The organism is Streptomyces sp. NPDC004435 (genome assembly GCF_042873895.1).
Classification (GTDB): Bacteria; Actinomycetota; Actinomycetes; order Streptomycetales; family Streptomycetaceae; genus Streptomyces.
Map to the genome: position 1 here is coordinate 633,371 of NZ_JBIAMB010000001.1, position 13,557 is coordinate 646,927.

15 protein-coding genes and 1 tRNA gene are annotated in these 13,557 nt (G+C 72.8%); 4 read left to right on the forward strand and 12 right to left on the reverse strand.

Features of this window, described 5'->3' with window-relative positions; translation table 11 throughout:
• Positions 1-48 precede the first annotated feature (48 nt).
• Positions 49-2,805, forward strand: a complete 2,757-nt coding sequence (locus tag ACFYT9_RS02755; RefSeq protein WP_389160499.1) for a phosphoribosyltransferase domain-containing protein — start codon at positions 49-51, stop codon at positions 2,803-2,805.
• Complete coding sequence (locus tag ACFYT9_RS02760; RefSeq protein ID WP_389160501.1) at positions 2,802-3,698, forward strand: HAD family hydrolase; 897 nt, start codon at positions 2,802-2,804, stop codon at positions 3,696-3,698. The genes ACFYT9_RS02755 and ACFYT9_RS02760 overlap by 4 nt, the downstream gene beginning before the upstream one ends.
• Positions 3,699-3,811: 113 nt before the next feature.
• Here the strand turns inward: ACFYT9_RS02760 and ACFYT9_RS02765 are convergent, their stop codons facing one another.
• The 3 genes from ACFYT9_RS02765 to ACFYT9_RS02775 form a co-directional block, all read right to left on the reverse strand.
• Complete coding sequence (locus tag ACFYT9_RS02765; RefSeq protein WP_389160503.1) at positions 3,812-4,036, reverse strand: zinc ribbon domain-containing protein; 225 nt, start codon at positions 4,034-4,036, stop codon at positions 3,812-3,814.
• A 252-nt stretch (positions 4,037-4,288) separates the two neighbouring features.
• A complete protein-coding gene (locus ACFYT9_RS02770) occupies positions 4,289-5,656 on the reverse strand; it encodes a hypothetical protein (RefSeq protein WP_376598288.1) in 1,368 nt (455 codons plus the stop codon).
• Between the two features lie 77 nt (positions 5,657-5,733).
• A complete protein-coding gene (locus ACFYT9_RS02775) occupies positions 5,734-6,411 on the reverse strand; it encodes a DUF4097 family beta strand repeat-containing protein (protein WP_389160506.1) in 678 nt (225 codons plus the stop codon).
• Between the two features lie 269 nt (positions 6,412-6,680).
• Between ACFYT9_RS02775 and ACFYT9_RS02780 the strand changes: the two genes are divergently transcribed.
• Positions 6,681-6,755, forward strand: a tRNA-Val gene (locus tag ACFYT9_RS02780).
• Positions 6,756-6,827: 72 nt separating this feature from the next.
• On the opposite strand, the gene ACFYT9_RS02785 is transcribed toward ACFYT9_RS02780, so the two are convergent.
• The 9 genes from ACFYT9_RS02785 to ACFYT9_RS02825 form a co-directional block, all read right to left on the reverse strand.
• Positions 6,828-7,979, reverse strand: coding sequence for a tyrosine-type recombinase/integrase (locus ACFYT9_RS02785; protein WP_389160508.1), 1,152 nt, complete (start codon positions 7,977-7,979; stop codon positions 6,828-6,830).
• Complete coding sequence (locus ACFYT9_RS02790; RefSeq protein ID WP_382864466.1) at positions 7,979-8,167, reverse strand: helix-turn-helix domain-containing protein; 189 nt, start codon at positions 8,165-8,167, stop codon at positions 7,979-7,981. The genes ACFYT9_RS02785 and ACFYT9_RS02790 overlap by 1 nt, the downstream gene beginning before the upstream one ends.
• Positions 8,164-9,561 (reverse strand): replication initiator protein RepSA, encoded by a 1,398-nt coding sequence (gene repSA, locus ACFYT9_RS02795; RefSeq protein ID WP_389160510.1) that lies wholly within the window; start codon positions 9,559-9,561, stop codon positions 8,164-8,166. The genes ACFYT9_RS02790 and repSA overlap by 4 nt, the downstream gene beginning before the upstream one ends.
• On the reverse strand, positions 9,558-9,989 hold the full coding sequence (locus tag ACFYT9_RS02800) for a hypothetical protein (protein ID WP_389160511.1): 432 nt from the start codon (positions 9,987-9,989) through the stop codon (positions 9,558-9,560). Before ACFYT9_RS02800 ends, repSA begins: the two co-directional genes overlap by 4 nt.
• Before the next feature lie 11 nt (positions 9,990-10,000).
• A complete protein-coding gene (locus ACFYT9_RS02805; RefSeq protein WP_190103575.1) occupies positions 10,001-10,159 on the reverse strand; it encodes a hypothetical protein in 159 nt (52 codons plus the stop codon).
• A gap of 20 nt (positions 10,160-10,179) precedes the next feature.
• Positions 10,180-10,371: a mobile element transfer protein gene (locus ACFYT9_RS02810; protein WP_389160513.1), complete on the reverse strand. Its 192-nt coding sequence runs from the start codon at positions 10,369-10,371 to the stop codon at positions 10,180-10,182.
• Between the two features lie 12 nt (positions 10,372-10,383).
• Positions 10,384-11,079 (reverse strand): DUF2637 domain-containing protein, encoded by a 696-nt coding sequence (locus tag ACFYT9_RS02815; RefSeq protein ID WP_389160514.1) that lies wholly within the window; start codon positions 11,077-11,079, stop codon positions 10,384-10,386.
• Positions 11,080-11,160: 81 nt separating this feature from the next.
• A complete protein-coding gene (locus ACFYT9_RS02820) occupies positions 11,161-12,516 on the reverse strand; it encodes an FtsK/SpoIIIE domain-containing protein (protein ID WP_389160517.1) in 1,356 nt (451 codons plus the stop codon).
• 3 nt (positions 12,517-12,519) lie between these two features.
• Positions 12,520-12,831, reverse strand: coding sequence for a hypothetical protein (locus ACFYT9_RS02825; protein WP_389160623.1), 312 nt, complete (start codon positions 12,829-12,831; stop codon positions 12,520-12,522).
• A 104-nt stretch (positions 12,832-12,935) separates the two neighbouring features.
• On the opposite strand from ACFYT9_RS02825, the gene ACFYT9_RS02830 reads away from it, so the two are divergent.
• Positions 12,936-13,424, forward strand: a complete 489-nt coding sequence (locus ACFYT9_RS02830; protein WP_389160519.1) for a hypothetical protein — start codon at positions 12,936-12,938, stop codon at positions 13,422-13,424.
• Positions 13,425-13,557: the final 133 nt, after the last annotated feature.

The window sequence follows — 13,557 nt, forward strand, 5'->3', positions numbered from 1 at the left end:
GCCCTCACCGCCGGCCCCCTGGCCGGCCGAAGAAAGGACTGCGGCGACGTGGTGTGGACCGGAACATGGGTCGCGGAGCGGCTCGGCGTCGAGCTCGTCGGCGACGAGGAGCTGACGGCGCTCCTCGGCCTCGCGCTGCGCCGCAACCCCAAGCGGGCCCACCTGCTCGTCTCCAGCGTGCTCGGCAAGCACGTGCCGCAGCACCCCTCCGTCGTCTACGGCTCCGGCCTCGGCCTCGGCCTGCGCGTCCGCGAGCTCCTCGGCGGCGACGAGGCCGAGAACGCCGTCGTCCTCGGCTACGCGGAGACCGCCACCGCCCTCGGCCACGCCGTCGCCGACGGCCTCGGCACCGCCCCGTACCTCCACTCCACCCGCCGCCCCGTCGCCGGGGTCACCACCGCGGGCGGCTTCGAGGAGTCCCACTCCCACGCCACCTCGCACCTCCTGCTCCCCGAGGACCCCGAGCTGCTGGCGGGCAAGGGCCCCCTGGTCCTCGTCGACGACGAGTTCTCCACCGGCAACACCGTCCTCAACACCATCCGCGGCCTCCACGAGCGCTACCCCCGCGACCGGTACGTCGTCGTCGCCCTGGTCGACATGCGCGCCCCCGCCGACCGCGACCGGCTCACCGGCTTCGCCGCCGAGATAGGCGCCCGCGTCGACCTGATCAGCCTCGCCGCCGGCACCGTCGGCCTCCCGGACGGTGTCCTGGAGAAGGGCCAGGAGCTCGTCGCCCGGCACGAGCCCGCCGGCGGGACGGCCCCGGCACCGCGCTCCCGCGGCGGGTACGCCGCCGTCGCCACGCCCGTACGCGTCGACCTCGACTGGCCCGCCGAGCTCCCCGACGGCGGCCGGCACGGCTTCACACCCGCCCACCGCGCCCGCCTGGAGGCAGCCCTCCCGGCGATGACGGACGCCCTCACCGAGGCCCTGGCCGTCGGCACGACGGCCCCGGCACCCGGCGACGCCCCCCACGCTCCCCACGCTCCCCGCGCCCCCCGCGTGCTCGTCCTCGGCTTCGAGGAGCTGATGTACGCGCCGCTGCGGCTCGCCGGAGCACTGGAGGACGCCGGACTCGACGTGCGCTACTCCACCACCACCCGCTCGCCCGTCCTGGCCGTCGACGACCCCGGCTACGCCATCCGCACCCGGCTCGTCTTCCCCGCCCACGACGCCCCCGCCGACGGCCCCGGCGAGCGCTACGCCTACAACGTGGCGGGCGGCGGCTACGACGCCGTCGTCGCCGTCGTCGACTCGACCGCCGACACTCCCGAGCTGCACGCCCCCGAGGGCCTGCTCGCCCAGCTCGCCGCCCACATCCCGCACGTCGTCCTCGCGGTCGTCCCGTCGTACGCGCCGCAGGCGCCGGCCGCCCCGTCGCGCGTACCGCAGGCCCCGTCGTCGGAGCGGGTCGCCCAGTCGCCCGTGCCGTCGCCGGAGCCGGCCGTCCCGGCGCGCGTGCCCTCTTCGGAGCCGGCCGACCCGTCGCGCGTACCGCAGGCCCCGTCGTCTCCCGCACCGCACCCGCAGGCGGCCGTGGAACCGGTCGCCGAAACCGAATCCGAAGCGATCGGATCATCCGAGACGATCGGGTCGTCCGTAGCGATCGGACCGTCCGTAGCCATCGGATCCGAAGCTCCCGAAAGGAGCTCCATGCTGCCCGAGCCCCTCCGCGGCCCCACCTTCTCCTCGTACGCCCCCGAGGAGGTCGGCTGGCTGCTCCAGGACCTCTCGGACGTCGAGCTGGAGGCGCCCACCGAGGAACGCGAGGAAGCCATCCAGAGCGGCGGCGCGCACTACGCCGAGTCGCTGCCCGTCGAGTACCAGCCGAGCGCCCGCTACCAGGAGCTCTTCCACAGCGCCCTGGAGTCCTCCGCCGCCCGCATCGCCCACGCGGTCGGCACCGTCACCGAGACCGTCCTGGCCGAGAAGTCCGGCCGTCCCGTCCTCGTCTCGCTCGCCCGCGCCGGCACCCCGGTCGGCGTCCTGATGCGGCGCTGGGCGCACCGCCGCCACGGCCTCGAACTGCCCCACTACGCCGTCTCCATCGTCCGCGGCCGCGGCATCGACGCCAACGCCCTGCGCTGGCTCGCCGCCCACCACGACCCGGCCGACGTCGTCTTCGTCGACGGCTGGACAGGCAAGGGCGCCATCACCCGCGAACTCGCCGCCGCCCTGCGGGAGTCCGAGGAGTTCGCCGGCTTCGACCCGGAGGTCGCGGTCCTCGCCGACCCCGGCTCCTGCGTCCGCACCTACGGCACCCGCGAGGACTTCCTCATCCCCTCCGCCTGCCTCAACTCCACCGTCTCCGGCCTGATATCCCGGACGGTGCTCCGCTCCGACCTGGTCGGCGCGGACGACTTCCACGGCGCCAAGTTCTACCGCGACCTGGCCGGCGCCGACGTCTCGAACACCTTCCTCGACGCCGTCGAGGCCCGCTTCGACGAGGTCACGGACACCGTCGACCGCGACGTGAAGGACCTCCTCGCCGGCGACCGCACCCCCACATGGGAGGGCTGGGCGGCCGTCGAGCGGATCAGCGAGGAGTACGGCATCCACGACGTCAACCTCGTCAAGCCCGGCGTCGGCGAGACCACCCGCGTCCTCCTCCGGCGCGTCCCCTGGAAGATCCTCGCCCGGCGCGGCGCCGGCATCGACCTCGCCCACGTCCGCCTCCTCGCGGAGCAGCGAGGCGTCCCGGTCGAGGAGGTCGACGGCCTCCCGTACACCTGCGTGGGCCTGATCCACCCCCAGTACACACGGGGTGCGACAGGTGCCGACGGCAAGGCGGTGGTGTCCCGATGAACGCCCCGGCCCCCACCCCGGCCACCGCGCTCGCTCCGGCCGCCGCCACCGCTCCGGCTGCCGCATCCGCTCCGGCTGCCGTCTCCGCGACGACCCTCGTCGCCAGCGACCTCGACCGCACCCTGATCTACTCGACCGCGGCCCTCGCCCTCGGCATGCCGGACGCGCAGGCGCCCCGGCTGCTGTGCGTGGAGGTCCACGAGTCCAAGCCGCTCTCGTACATGACCGAGGAAGCCGCCGAACTCCTCGCGCGCCTCACCGCCGAGACCGTCTTCGTGCCCACGACGACCCGGACGCGCAAGCAGTACCAGCGCATCCAACTCCCGGGCACCGCACCGAAGTACGCGATCTGCTCCAACGGCGGGCACATCCTCGTCGACGGCGTCTCCGACGACGACTGGCACGCCTCCGTCGTCCGCCGGCTCGCCGACGAGTGCGCCCCGCTCTCCGAGATCCGCGCCTACCTCACCGCGACGACGGACCTGTCCTGGGTGCGCAAGCACCGGGTCGCCGAGGACCTCTTCGCCTATCTGGTCGTCGAGCGGGAGCGGCTCCCGGAGGACTGGCTGGACCGCTTCGGCGCCTGGGCCGGCGACCGCGGCTGGACGGTCTCGCTCCAGGGCCGCAAGGTGTACGCGGTGCCGAAGCCGCTGACGAAGAGCGCCGCCGTCCGCGAGGTCGCCCGCCGCACCGGCGCCGCGCTCACCCTCGCCGCCGGCGACTCCCTCCTCGACGCGGACCTGCTGCTCGCCGCGGACCGAGCCTGGCGCCCGGGCCACGGCGAACTCGCCGACACCGCGTGGACCGCCCCGCACCTCGACGTCCTCGCGGAGCGGGGCGTCGCGGCGGGCGAGGAGATCCTCCGCCGCTTCCGCGCGGCGGCTATCGGCTGATCCGGGCCGCTTCGGCGCGGCGGGGGAGCGGTCCTCCGCCGCTTCGGCGGGGAGGGGAGAGCCAGCCCTCCGCCGCTTCGGCGGCCCGGCACAGGAATCCGGTGGGCCGACCGTCAGCCGCAGCAGCCTCCGCCGCAGCAGCCGCCCCCGCCTCCGCCTCCGCCGCCGCTCGGGGCGGGGCCGGCCGCGGCCGAGCCGCCGACGGCCACGGCCGACAGCAGCTTCACGGTGTCGTCGTGCCCGGCGGGGCAGGCGGCGGGCGCCGAGGACTCGGCCATCGGCCGGCTCAGCTCGAAGGTGTCACCACAGGTGCGGCAGCGGTATTCGTAACGAGGCATGGGGCCAGGTTAGCGGCGGGTGCGGCCGGCGGGCAGGGGGCTCAGGCCGGGGGCGTCGAAGGGCACGCGCGGTGTCCGGCGGCCCCGTCCGCAAGTACGGGGGCTCCGCTCGCTCGGAGCAAGCGGCTCGGCGGGCGCGCCACCGCTCAGGGCATGCCCCTCAACGCACACAGCCCCTCAGGCGCACGGTCCCTCAACACGCCCAGAGCCCCTCACCACGCACGGCGGCCCCTCAACGCGCACCGCCGCCGCTCAGTGCGCGCCGGCGCCGCGTTCCTCGCGGATGGCGGTGACGACGGCGGCGGCCGCGGCCCGTACGCCCTCCAGCTCCATCAGGAAGTGCCAGTAGTCGGGGTGACGCCCTTCGAGCCCGGCGACGGCCCGGTCGATCCGGGCCACGGCCTCGTCGAGGGGACCGGCGTGCCGCGGATCGGGGCGCTGCCGGCCCTCCATGGCGAGCCGCTGCGCGTCCCGCACCGCGAACCGGGCCCGGTCCGTCTCCGTCTTCGGGTCCTTCGCGACCGCGTCGAGCCGCCGCAGCCGCTCCCCGGCCGCCGACACGGCCTCCCCGGTCGTGTCGAGCAGCGCCCGTACGGTCGAGAGCAGCGCGACCGCGTCCGGCCACCGCTGCTCGGCCCGGGCCGCCGTCGCCTCCGCCAGCCGCTCCTCGGCCTGCCGTACGGCGTCGGCCGCCTGCTCCGGCACGTGCTGGAGGTCCTGCCAGCAGGCCAGGGAGTACCGGCGGCGCAGCTCCGAGAGCACCGGCTCGACCGCCTCCGACCGCGTCGTGAGCGCCTGCGCCCGGGTCCGCAGGGACACCAGACGCTTGTCGATCTCGGCCGCCCGCTCCGGCAGCCGCTCGGCCTCGGCCCGTACGGCCTCGGCGTCCCGCAGCACCCGGTCGGCCCGCTGGAGCGTCTCGGCGACGCCGTGCCGGCCGGCCCCCTCGTTGAGCCGGGTCAGCTCGGGCCCGAGCGCGGCGAGCCGGGCCGCGAGATCGTCCGCGCCCAGCCCCTTCCCGCGTACGGCGTCGAGCGCGTCGCTCGCGCCACGCAGCGCCTGCCGGGCGCGCTCCACGGCGGGCGCGAGCCGTGCGAGCTGGGTCTCGGCCCGCCCGAGCAGCGGAGCGAGCCCGCTCTCGAACCGGTCGAGCTCCTCCTTGACCCGGTCCAGCTCCTCCCTGGCACGGGTCAGCTCGGCACGGGCCCGGGAGGCGGTGCCGGCATCGAGCTCGTCCCGGTCGAGATCGTGCGCGTCGACGGCGGAGATGTAGGTGTGCGACACCTCGTCGATCCGCCGCCCCAGCGCCGCGAACCCCTCGACGGCCCGCTGCGCCTCCGGGGACCCGTCGACGGCGGTGATCGTCTCGATGGTGATGCGCAGCCCGCGCTGGGCGGTGTCGAGCTCGTAGAAAGCGGCGGCCGCGGCGTCCTTCGCGGCCTGCGCCTCGGCCCGCTGCCCCTCCCCGCGCCCGCCGAACCACCGGCGGGTCCCCCCGCCGGCGAACGACTGCGGCAGCAGCGCCGCGGCGAGCAGCGGAAGCGCGAGGGCCAGTCGCCAGGTGGAACCGGTCCCGGGCGCCGTGCCGTCCCCCGAGGATGTCTCGCCGCTCGCCGCCAACGTCCCTCTCCCGTGCCGTGTCCGCCGTGCCCCGTCCGGTTCATTCTCCCACCGGTAAGGACGAACACACGGGCCGATCAGTTCGCCGTGCGCACGACGACGTCGCCGTTGTCGCTGCGGACGCTCACGGTCCGGCCGCTGCCGCGCCCCTCGGGGACGTCGATGCTGCGGTCGCCGTTCTCGGAGGTGCCGGTGACGTCGTACGCGGCGGAGGGCAGCGCGACGGTGAGATCGCCGTTCTCCCCGGCGACGTCGACGCGGCGGGGCACGGAGCCGAGCGTGATCCGCACGTCCCCGTTGTCGGACCGGGTCACGACCTCGGGCGAGGTGGCGGAGGCCTCGACGGTCACGTCCCCGTTCTCGCTCCCGATGTCGAGCGTCCCGGACACCGACCGCACCCGCACGTCCCCGTTGTCGGAGCGCACCTTCAGCGGCGTGGCGAACCCCGCGACCGTCACGTCACCGTTGTCCCCCTCGACGGACACCGCCACCGTGCGAGGGACGCGCACCCGGTGCACGGCCCCGCAGTTCGAGGCGACGCCCCCGCACTCCACCCGCAGCGAGAGCCGCCCGTCCGCCAGCCCCCAACTGGCCTTCGGCCCGCTCCCCATGAACACCCACCCCTCGACCTGCCGCTCCACCCGCACGTCCTCGACGTCATCGGGCACGACCTCCACGTCGGACCCCTCCACGTCCACGACCAACGCGTCCCCGCCGAACGCGAACGCCCGCCGCTCCACAGGCGCCCCGTCCACCTCGGGCCCCCCGCACCCCACGACCCCACCCATGAGTGCCAGCACCCCGACACCCCCGACGACCCCACGCCGCCACCCACGCACAGCAACCTCCAAGAACCCCGCACCGCCCCGACACACCCCGACCCTCCCGAACCTACGCACCCCCACCCCCACCCACGATCCGGCAGCCCACCCACCCGATGGTGGGGCTGTCCCCCCACCCCTACCGGCCACCCCTACCGGTTTGCCCCACCCACCCGTCCGCCATGTACTGTGTTGCCTTCCACGGGTGCGTAGCTCAGGGGTAGAGCGCTGCTCTTACAAAGCAGATGTCGGCGGTTCGAAACCGTCCGCGCCCACCAGTGCAAAGGCCCCCTACTGATCTTGGTAGGGGGCCTTTGACATCTACATCTGACATCAACGGGGACGGTCGATCACGACCGGGGACGGCTCCTGAGCAGCCGGTCCATGTGACTCACGGCTTCGCGCTGCGTGTCCTGGACGACGTGGGTGTAGACGTTCATCGTGACGGCGATCTGGCTGTGCCCGAGGATCTCCATCACGACGCGGGGCGGGACGTCGGCGGCGGTGAGGAGCGTCGCCGTACCGTGCCGGGCGTCGTGGAGCCGGACGACACGGAGGTCGGCGTTCTTCGCGACGCGGGTGAACGAGCGGTAGAGGTTGCGCGGCTCGGTGGGCTGCCCAGTGCGGGTGGTGAAGACGTACCCGGTGTCCGTCCACTTCTCCCCGGCGCGCTCGGGGGCAGCGGTCTGCTTGAGACGCTGCCACCGCAGGGGAGCGACGCAGATCGCGGGGAGCGGAAGCGTCTGCTTGCGCCGGCGCCCCTTGGGATCGTCTTCGTACACCTCACCGGCCACCCGCTGCCGCTGCGTCCTGACCCGGATCTCCCGCTTGTCGAGGTCGACGTTCTCCCAGCGGAGGCCGACGACCTCCCCGCAGCGGAAGCCGAGGGCGATGGCGAGCACGAAGGCGGCGTAGAGCGGGTCCTTCCAGGCGGCGGCGAGAAAGTCGAGCGTCTCGTCCAGCGACCAGGGCGAGAGCTCCCGGGCGGCGACGGTCGGCGGTTCGACGAGCGTCGCGACGTTCCGGGTCACCAGCTCCTCACGGCAGGCGGCGGTGAGGGCGGTGCGCAGGACGCGGTGCGACTCCTTGGCCGTGGCAGCGCTGGCCTTCTTCTCCACCTGGACGAGGAAGCGGCGGACGTCGGCGACGCTGAGCGATTCCAGCCGCTTGGTACCGATCATCGGGACGAGGTAGAGCCGGACGTGTACCTCGTACTTGGCCGCGGTGGTCTTCTTACGGCGCGGCTTGACGATGTTGTCGAGCCAGTACGGCAGCCACTCGGAGAGCTTCATCGAACGGGTGGGTACGGGAACGCCGTTGTCGACCTTGTCGAGGAGTGCGCGGCGCTTGGTGTCGCACTCGGCCCAGGTCTTGCCGTAGGCGAACTTCCGGGCCGTCGTGCCGTCGGGCTGGAGGACGTAGACGGCGGCCTGAAAGCGGCCGTCCTTCCGCTGGGTGATGGTGCCCGCCCCGTTGGGGTTGCGCTTGCGCTGGGTGGCCATCAGGCGGCCTCCTCGATCTGGTTGTCGATGAAGTCCCGGACGGCGTCGGCGGGGACGCGGCGCGAGCGGCCGATGGTGATGGAGACCAGGCGGCGGGACCGGATGAGGTCGTAGACGGTGGAGCGGCCGAGCTTGAGGCGCGTCATGACCTCGGGCACGGTCAGCAGCTCGGCGGTGGCGGTGGTCATGCTGCGGCTCCTTCCAGGGCGAGTTGGTCGCGCAGGGCTTCGCGGGCGGTCTCACGGTTGAGCTGGATGTCCCGAGCGATCGAGGCGGCGAGGGCGGCCTCACCGGGGGAGTGGCCTTGGCCGGCGTAGGCCCAGGAGGTGAGGACGAGGACGGTTTCCGGCGCGATGTCGTCGAGGCCGCGGGTGGTGCGCTCCTGGGCGGCGCGGTAGTCGGCGCGGGTCTGGCGGAGTTCGCCGAGGGTGGTGGAGTACTGGCGGGACTTGGTGGAGAAGTGGCCCCGGAAGCCGAGCATGTGGGCCCAGGCGAGGAGGCGGCGGTCCGGGTACAGCGGGTTGAGGTCGAAGCAGGCTTCGACGAGGCGCCGGGTGTGGTCGGGGACACCGAGGAGGACCAGGGCCTCGCGGTTGCCGATGCGGCGGTCGAGACTGCCGGTCGTCTCCGCGGCCTTGGTGGAGTACTTGGCGATGTAGGAGGCGACGGCCTGTTCGGTGATGTCGGAGCCGTCGCCGAAGGCTTTGACGGGGCGGATGTCGAGCTGGGTGCCCCAGCGGAGGCGGCGTAAGGGCTGATCGTCGACGGCCGGAACGGCGACGGTCGTGTAGGCGTGCGCTGCGGCAGCCTGAATGGCATGGGTGAGGAGTTCGGTCGTGGCCCAGGAGGGGGGAGGGGTGTCGGGCCCGTCGGGTCCGTCGAGGCGGACCACCGCGTGGAAGTGGACGGCGCCGCGCTTCTGGAATTCGGCCACCTTCCCGTAGGAGAGCCGGGCGACCTCCTTCAACTCCCGCTGCGAGAGACCGGCAGCGGCCGCGATCTCACGGCGGAGCCGGGTGGCGAACCTCTGCCAGAGCTGTCCGGCGTGGTTGTTGAACAGCACGGCGCCCGCGTAGTCGTACGAGTCGGGGTCGAGCGGAGTACCCAGTTCGGCAGCGTCCTCAGGGTGGCGGGTGCCGCAGCGGCAGGGCCGGGTGTCGGGCCGGTTGTGGACGGGCCCGAACGACGGCGCCGTGAGGGTCAGGAACACTCGGGGGTGGTCGCGGACGGTGCCGGGGATGTCGCGGCGGTCGTCCCCGGCGAGACCGGCGCGGATGAGGTGGTACGTGTCGCCCGCGTAGGTCCAGGCACAGGCGGGGCAGCGGGAGACCCGTCGGTTGCCGCAGGCGATCCGGAGCCGGGCTCCCGGTTCGGTGTCGGTGGAGTACCGGTGGAGGGTCTCGCCGGAGGCCTTGTCCCGGGTGAGGGTCCAGCCGGTGAGGTGGATGGGGTGGGAGCAGCCGCCGGTGCGGTGGATCTGCTCCTGCCAGCGGTCGAAGCCGGGGGACCCGGCCACCCGGAGCATGTCGCCCAGGGTGGCGGTGTCGAACCCCTCCGACGAGGCGGCTGGGACGGTCATCATGGAGTGCTTCCTTCTGGTTCTGCGAGCCGGGTAGGGGCGGGGCTTCCGGGCGGCGGAGACTTGGCGGTTGAGCTGCCCGGAAGCCCGACTAGCGGCGCCGCTGCTGGCCGTTGAGGAGCGAGCGCAGGACGACGGCGCACGGCGACCGAGGCGGCGCTGACGGCGAGGAGCATGGAGACCAGGACCGTGCCGACGACCAGGACGGCACCAGCGCCGCCAGCGACGACAACGGCCAGGCCGGCCGGGCTGAGGCGGACGGCCGAGGACGGCGCCGGGGCCGGAGCAGGGGCGGCCGGGGCGTGGTGGTGGTTGCAGGCCACCGCGTCGGCGGTGTGGTGGGGCGCGATGTCGGCGGTGACGGTCGGCTGGACGAGCGGGATGACGATGCCGGTCGGAAGCGGGTTGACCGGGATGCGCGGCTGGAACATGGTGGTTCTCCCTACTTGTTGATCGTGTTGTCGATGAGCGGGGCGAGGACGCTGTCGGCGAGGAGGTAGCCGCCGAGGAGGATCACGGCGACGAGCCACCAGGGCGGGCGGATGAGCTTGATGCCGAGGCCGCCAACGACGATCAGGGCGAGCCAGAGCGGGACGTCCATGACGCGGGTCTCCTTCGAGGTCAGCGGGGCTTGCAGCGGTGGGTGCGGGCGGAGAGTTGGGCGGCGGAGGAGCTGTAGTACTCGGCGGACCAGCCGCAGCCGTCGGACGTGCACACGGCGGCGTACTTGGTGCGGCCGTGGCGGTCGCGGTGGGTACCGATCTGCACGGGGCCGATCCGCATCACGGAGTGGAAGTGGTCGCGAGGGGCCATGAGGGTCTCCCTTCAGGCGAGTTGGGCGGCGATAGCGTTGGCCATGAGGGGCGGGACGCCGAGGCGAGCGCGCAGGGTGTCGGCGTCGATCGGGTAGCCGGTGCGGGCGCGGTAGTCGTCGGCGATTTTCCGGGCGTGAGCGACGAGCGCCGGCGGTACGGCTACGGGGGCGGGCTCGGACTCCGGGACTGGCTCCGGTTCCGGAGAGGGGAGGGCCGGGGCGGCGGCGATCTCGGGCTCCGGCTCGACCAGGTCATCCCGCTCGATGACCGCTTCCACGGCCGAGGGGTGCCCAGTGTCTGTGTCGGGTTCGGCAGGCTTGGTGACCGCCGGATGGCCAGGGGAGTGGACAAGAAGGGTCCCGCCGAGGAACGCGAGGGCGGGCCAGCCCGCGACGAGGATGCGCAGCCAGGCGGGAACGTGGCCGAGGTCGAGGAGCCCGGCGGTGGCGACGTTCGCACCGAGCGACGCGGCCAGGGCGACCATGAACCACGTCCAGGCGGAGCGGGCAGGTTCACCGGCGGCCCGCGAGGTCCGCAGCCGATGCCAGGCGGCGACGAGCAGGAGATCCACGGAGACCGGATAGGCCCAGGCCTTCCAACCGGACTGTCCGGCAGCCGCAGCCAGGTCGTGGAGATGAGCGAAGGACAGGGCGCCGGCGATCACGGCTTGTACGAGGACGGCGTCCGGCCGGCGGATGGGACGCATCGGGGGTCCTCCTTCCGGTTTCGGGCATGGGCGGGGTAAGGACATGCGTGAAGCGGTCACGCCGCCGTGGAGCGAGGGGATTCAGGCGATCGCGGGAGCCGTGACGGCCGAGGGCGCCGCGGCTTTGCCCAGAGGCGGCAGGACGGGCCGGAAGGCGTCCAGCGCGGGGATCTCGGGCGTGCGGTGGGCGTGGGAGTTCGCGATGTTCGCGGCCCGCCGGAGCGTGAGATGGGGAGTGCGGATGCGGACCCACCCACCGGAGGAGTCGCCTGCGACGGCGGTGCCGGGCCGGTCGGTCCGGATCTGGACCGTGGCGAGCACGGCGTCCGGGGCGATGTCGCCGAAGGCCATATTGGCGGAGGTCTCGTCGTTGACGCGGTGAGCGGTGCGGCCGGTGAGCTGGGCACGGAGCATGGTGATGCCCTTGCCGAGTTCGGAGCCGAAGCGCTCACCGCAGATCTCCAGGTAGATGCCGGCGGCGCGGCCGAGCTGGGAGAGCCGGACGAGGGAGGTGATGATCCGATCCCGCCGCTTCTCTTCGTCCTTCGTGGCGAAGAGGGCGAGTTCGGCGACCTCGTCGACCAGGAGCACGATCGGGATTGGCCGCAGGTGGTCGGGCAGGTCCCAGATGTCGGCAGTGATCTCCACATCCGGCAGGTCTGCACTCAACCTCTGCTCGCGGCGGATCAGTTGATAGACCTCCTCCATGTGCTCGACGAGCGCATCGAGGAGGTCAGCGGCGGCGTCAGGTTTGTCGGCCAGAGCGGTGAACCGCCGGGCGAGCGGGGCGAGTTCGACCCCCTGCTTGCAGTCGATCCCGACGAGGGCGACATCCAGCGCGGCGAGGGCGGCGACGAGGTTGCGCTGATAGACGGACTTCCCGGACTGGGTGGCACCGACGTTCAGGGCGTGCGGGGTCTGGCGGTAGTCGCGGTAGTAGACCTCCCCTTCCTCCCACATGGCGACCGGAACCCGCATCACCCCAGCACGGGCAGCCGCGGGCATCTGCACCCGCTTGAGGACGTCGTACCCGGTCATCCGCAGCTCGACGACACCCGAGCGGACCTCCCGGGCGGTGACGTTCTGCATGACGAACGAGTGCCGGAGCCGGTCCGAGGCGGCGGAGAAGTCGAACGCATCCTGACCGGGGCGGAGCTTCACCCGCAGTACGAGCCCGGTACGCGTCGGCCGCAGCCGCAGAATCCGGGGCGCCCGCGAGTCGGGGATGGGCCAGCCGGTCATCCGGGCCAACGCCAAGCGCCAGCGCGAGGGCGGGACAGTCAGCCCACACGCGTCCATGACCGACGCGTACCGAACAAGGATCCGCACCACGGCGAAGACGACGCCGAAGCTCATCCAGTACCAGGCCGGGCCCTGCCACCGCAGCAGCAGCGCGACCGTGGCGACCAACGCGAAGGCGACCGTTAACCCGGCCATGGGTCAGCCGACCTTCGCGGCGGCGAGCGACGTGACGGCGACCGCGCGGAAGCTGATGCCGTGGCGCTTCCGGCCGTTGAACTCGTTCTCCCACGGCCGGGCGACGACGCCGGTCAGGGCGACCGGAGTGCCCATGGACAGCTCCTCGGAGATGCCGGTCTTGGGCACGGTCAGGTTCAGGATCTCGGCGTTGCCGTCCATGACGAACATGACGTCGACCGTCATCAGCGGGGCACCGGTGTCCCGGTCGGTGGCGATCTCACCGGTCTGGCGGTTGGCAATCTTCGGGGCCGGGGGCTGGGCCACCATCACCATCGCGGCGGAGGTGGCGACGGGGATCAAGATGGAGCGTTTCTCGCCTTTGATGTCTGCCGGGGCGAGCATGCTCGCCCCGGTTCCGAAGCGGGAACGATGGGGCCATGACCAACGACCAGAAGGCAGCACAGCAGTTGGCCGACCAGGCTCACGAGGTGGGACGGGTGTCTGGGCGAGAGTGGTGGCGCAACGTTCTGCAGCGGGTGTGCCGCGGGCGGTTCGGGCGACAGCGCGGGTGGGTAACGGTGCCGAAGCTAGACACGCCTTGGCAGGACACCGTCTCCGGGGAACGGCAAGGCTGGCGTGAGAGTGCAGCCAATCTGGACGGGGAGTTCGCATTCAGCGTTGACTACCAGGTCTGCCCTCACTGCCAGCTTGGGTGGGTCGAGCAGCCTTACACGCTGCCGGAGTATCAGCGATGCGGTCTGGCATCTGCCGGCCTCGCGGTGCTGCGGATCGAGCATCCAGGCCTGTCTTGGCACACCTTGGGTGGGCACCTCCATGATTCCAAGGCATTCTGGGCGGCCGTAGGGACCAACGTGCCCGGCAGGTATCAACAGCGGAGCCTCTGTGCCCACATCGCTGCCGGGTGAGGTGCAACCGAGCCTTCGCGAGATGCGGCCTATGTGTGGACGGACGAGGCTTGGCCACCAGCTCGTAGGCCGCTGACCTGCATATACGCCTCAGGCGCACGCCCCCTCCGGAGCCGTGTGCAGACGCCCACTG

Coding starts and splice junctions, on each gene's coding strand:
- ACFYT9_RS02760 (WP_389160501.1), top strand. CDS start 2,802: ATGAACGCCCCGGCCCCCACCCCGGCCACCGCGCTCGCTCCGGCCGCC.
- ACFYT9_RS02765 (WP_389160503.1), bottom strand. CDS start 4,036: ATGCCTCGTTACGAATACCGCTGCCGCACCTGTGGTGACACCTTCGAG.
- ACFYT9_RS02785 (WP_389160508.1), bottom strand. CDS start 7,979: ATGGCCACCCAGCGCAAGCGCAACCCCAACGGGGCGGGCACCATCACC.
- ACFYT9_RS02790 (WP_382864466.1), bottom strand. CDS start 8,167: ATGACCACCGCCACCGCCGAGCTGCTGACCGTGCCCGAGGTCATGACG.
- repSA (WP_389160510.1), bottom strand. CDS start 9,561: ATGATGACCGTCCCAGCCGCCTCGTCGGAGGGGTTCGACACCGCCACC.
- ACFYT9_RS02800 (WP_389160511.1), bottom strand. CDS start 9,989: ATGTTCCAGCCGCGCATCCCGGTCAACCCGCTTCCGACCGGCATCGTC.
- ACFYT9_RS02805 (WP_190103575.1), bottom strand. CDS start 10,159: ATGGACGTCCCGCTCTGGCTCGCCCTGATCGTCGTTGGCGGCCTCGGC.
- ACFYT9_RS02810 (WP_389160513.1), bottom strand. CDS start 10,371: ATGGCCCCTCGCGACCACTTCCACTCCGTGATGCGGATCGGCCCCGTG.
- ACFYT9_RS02815 (WP_389160514.1), bottom strand. CDS start 11,079: ATGCGTCCCATCCGCCGGCCGGACGCCGTCCTCGTACAAGCCGTGATC.
- ACFYT9_RS02820 (WP_389160517.1), bottom strand. CDS start 12,516: ATGGCCGGGTTAACGGTCGCCTTCGCGTTGGTCGCCACGGTCGCGCTG.
- ACFYT9_RS02825 (WP_389160623.1), bottom strand. CDS start 12,831: ATGGTGATGGTGGCCCAGCCCCCGGCCCCGAAGATTGCCAACCGCCAG.
- ACFYT9_RS02830 (WP_389160519.1), top strand. CDS start 12,936: ATGACCAACGACCAGAAGGCAGCACAGCAGTTGGCCGACCAGGCTCAC.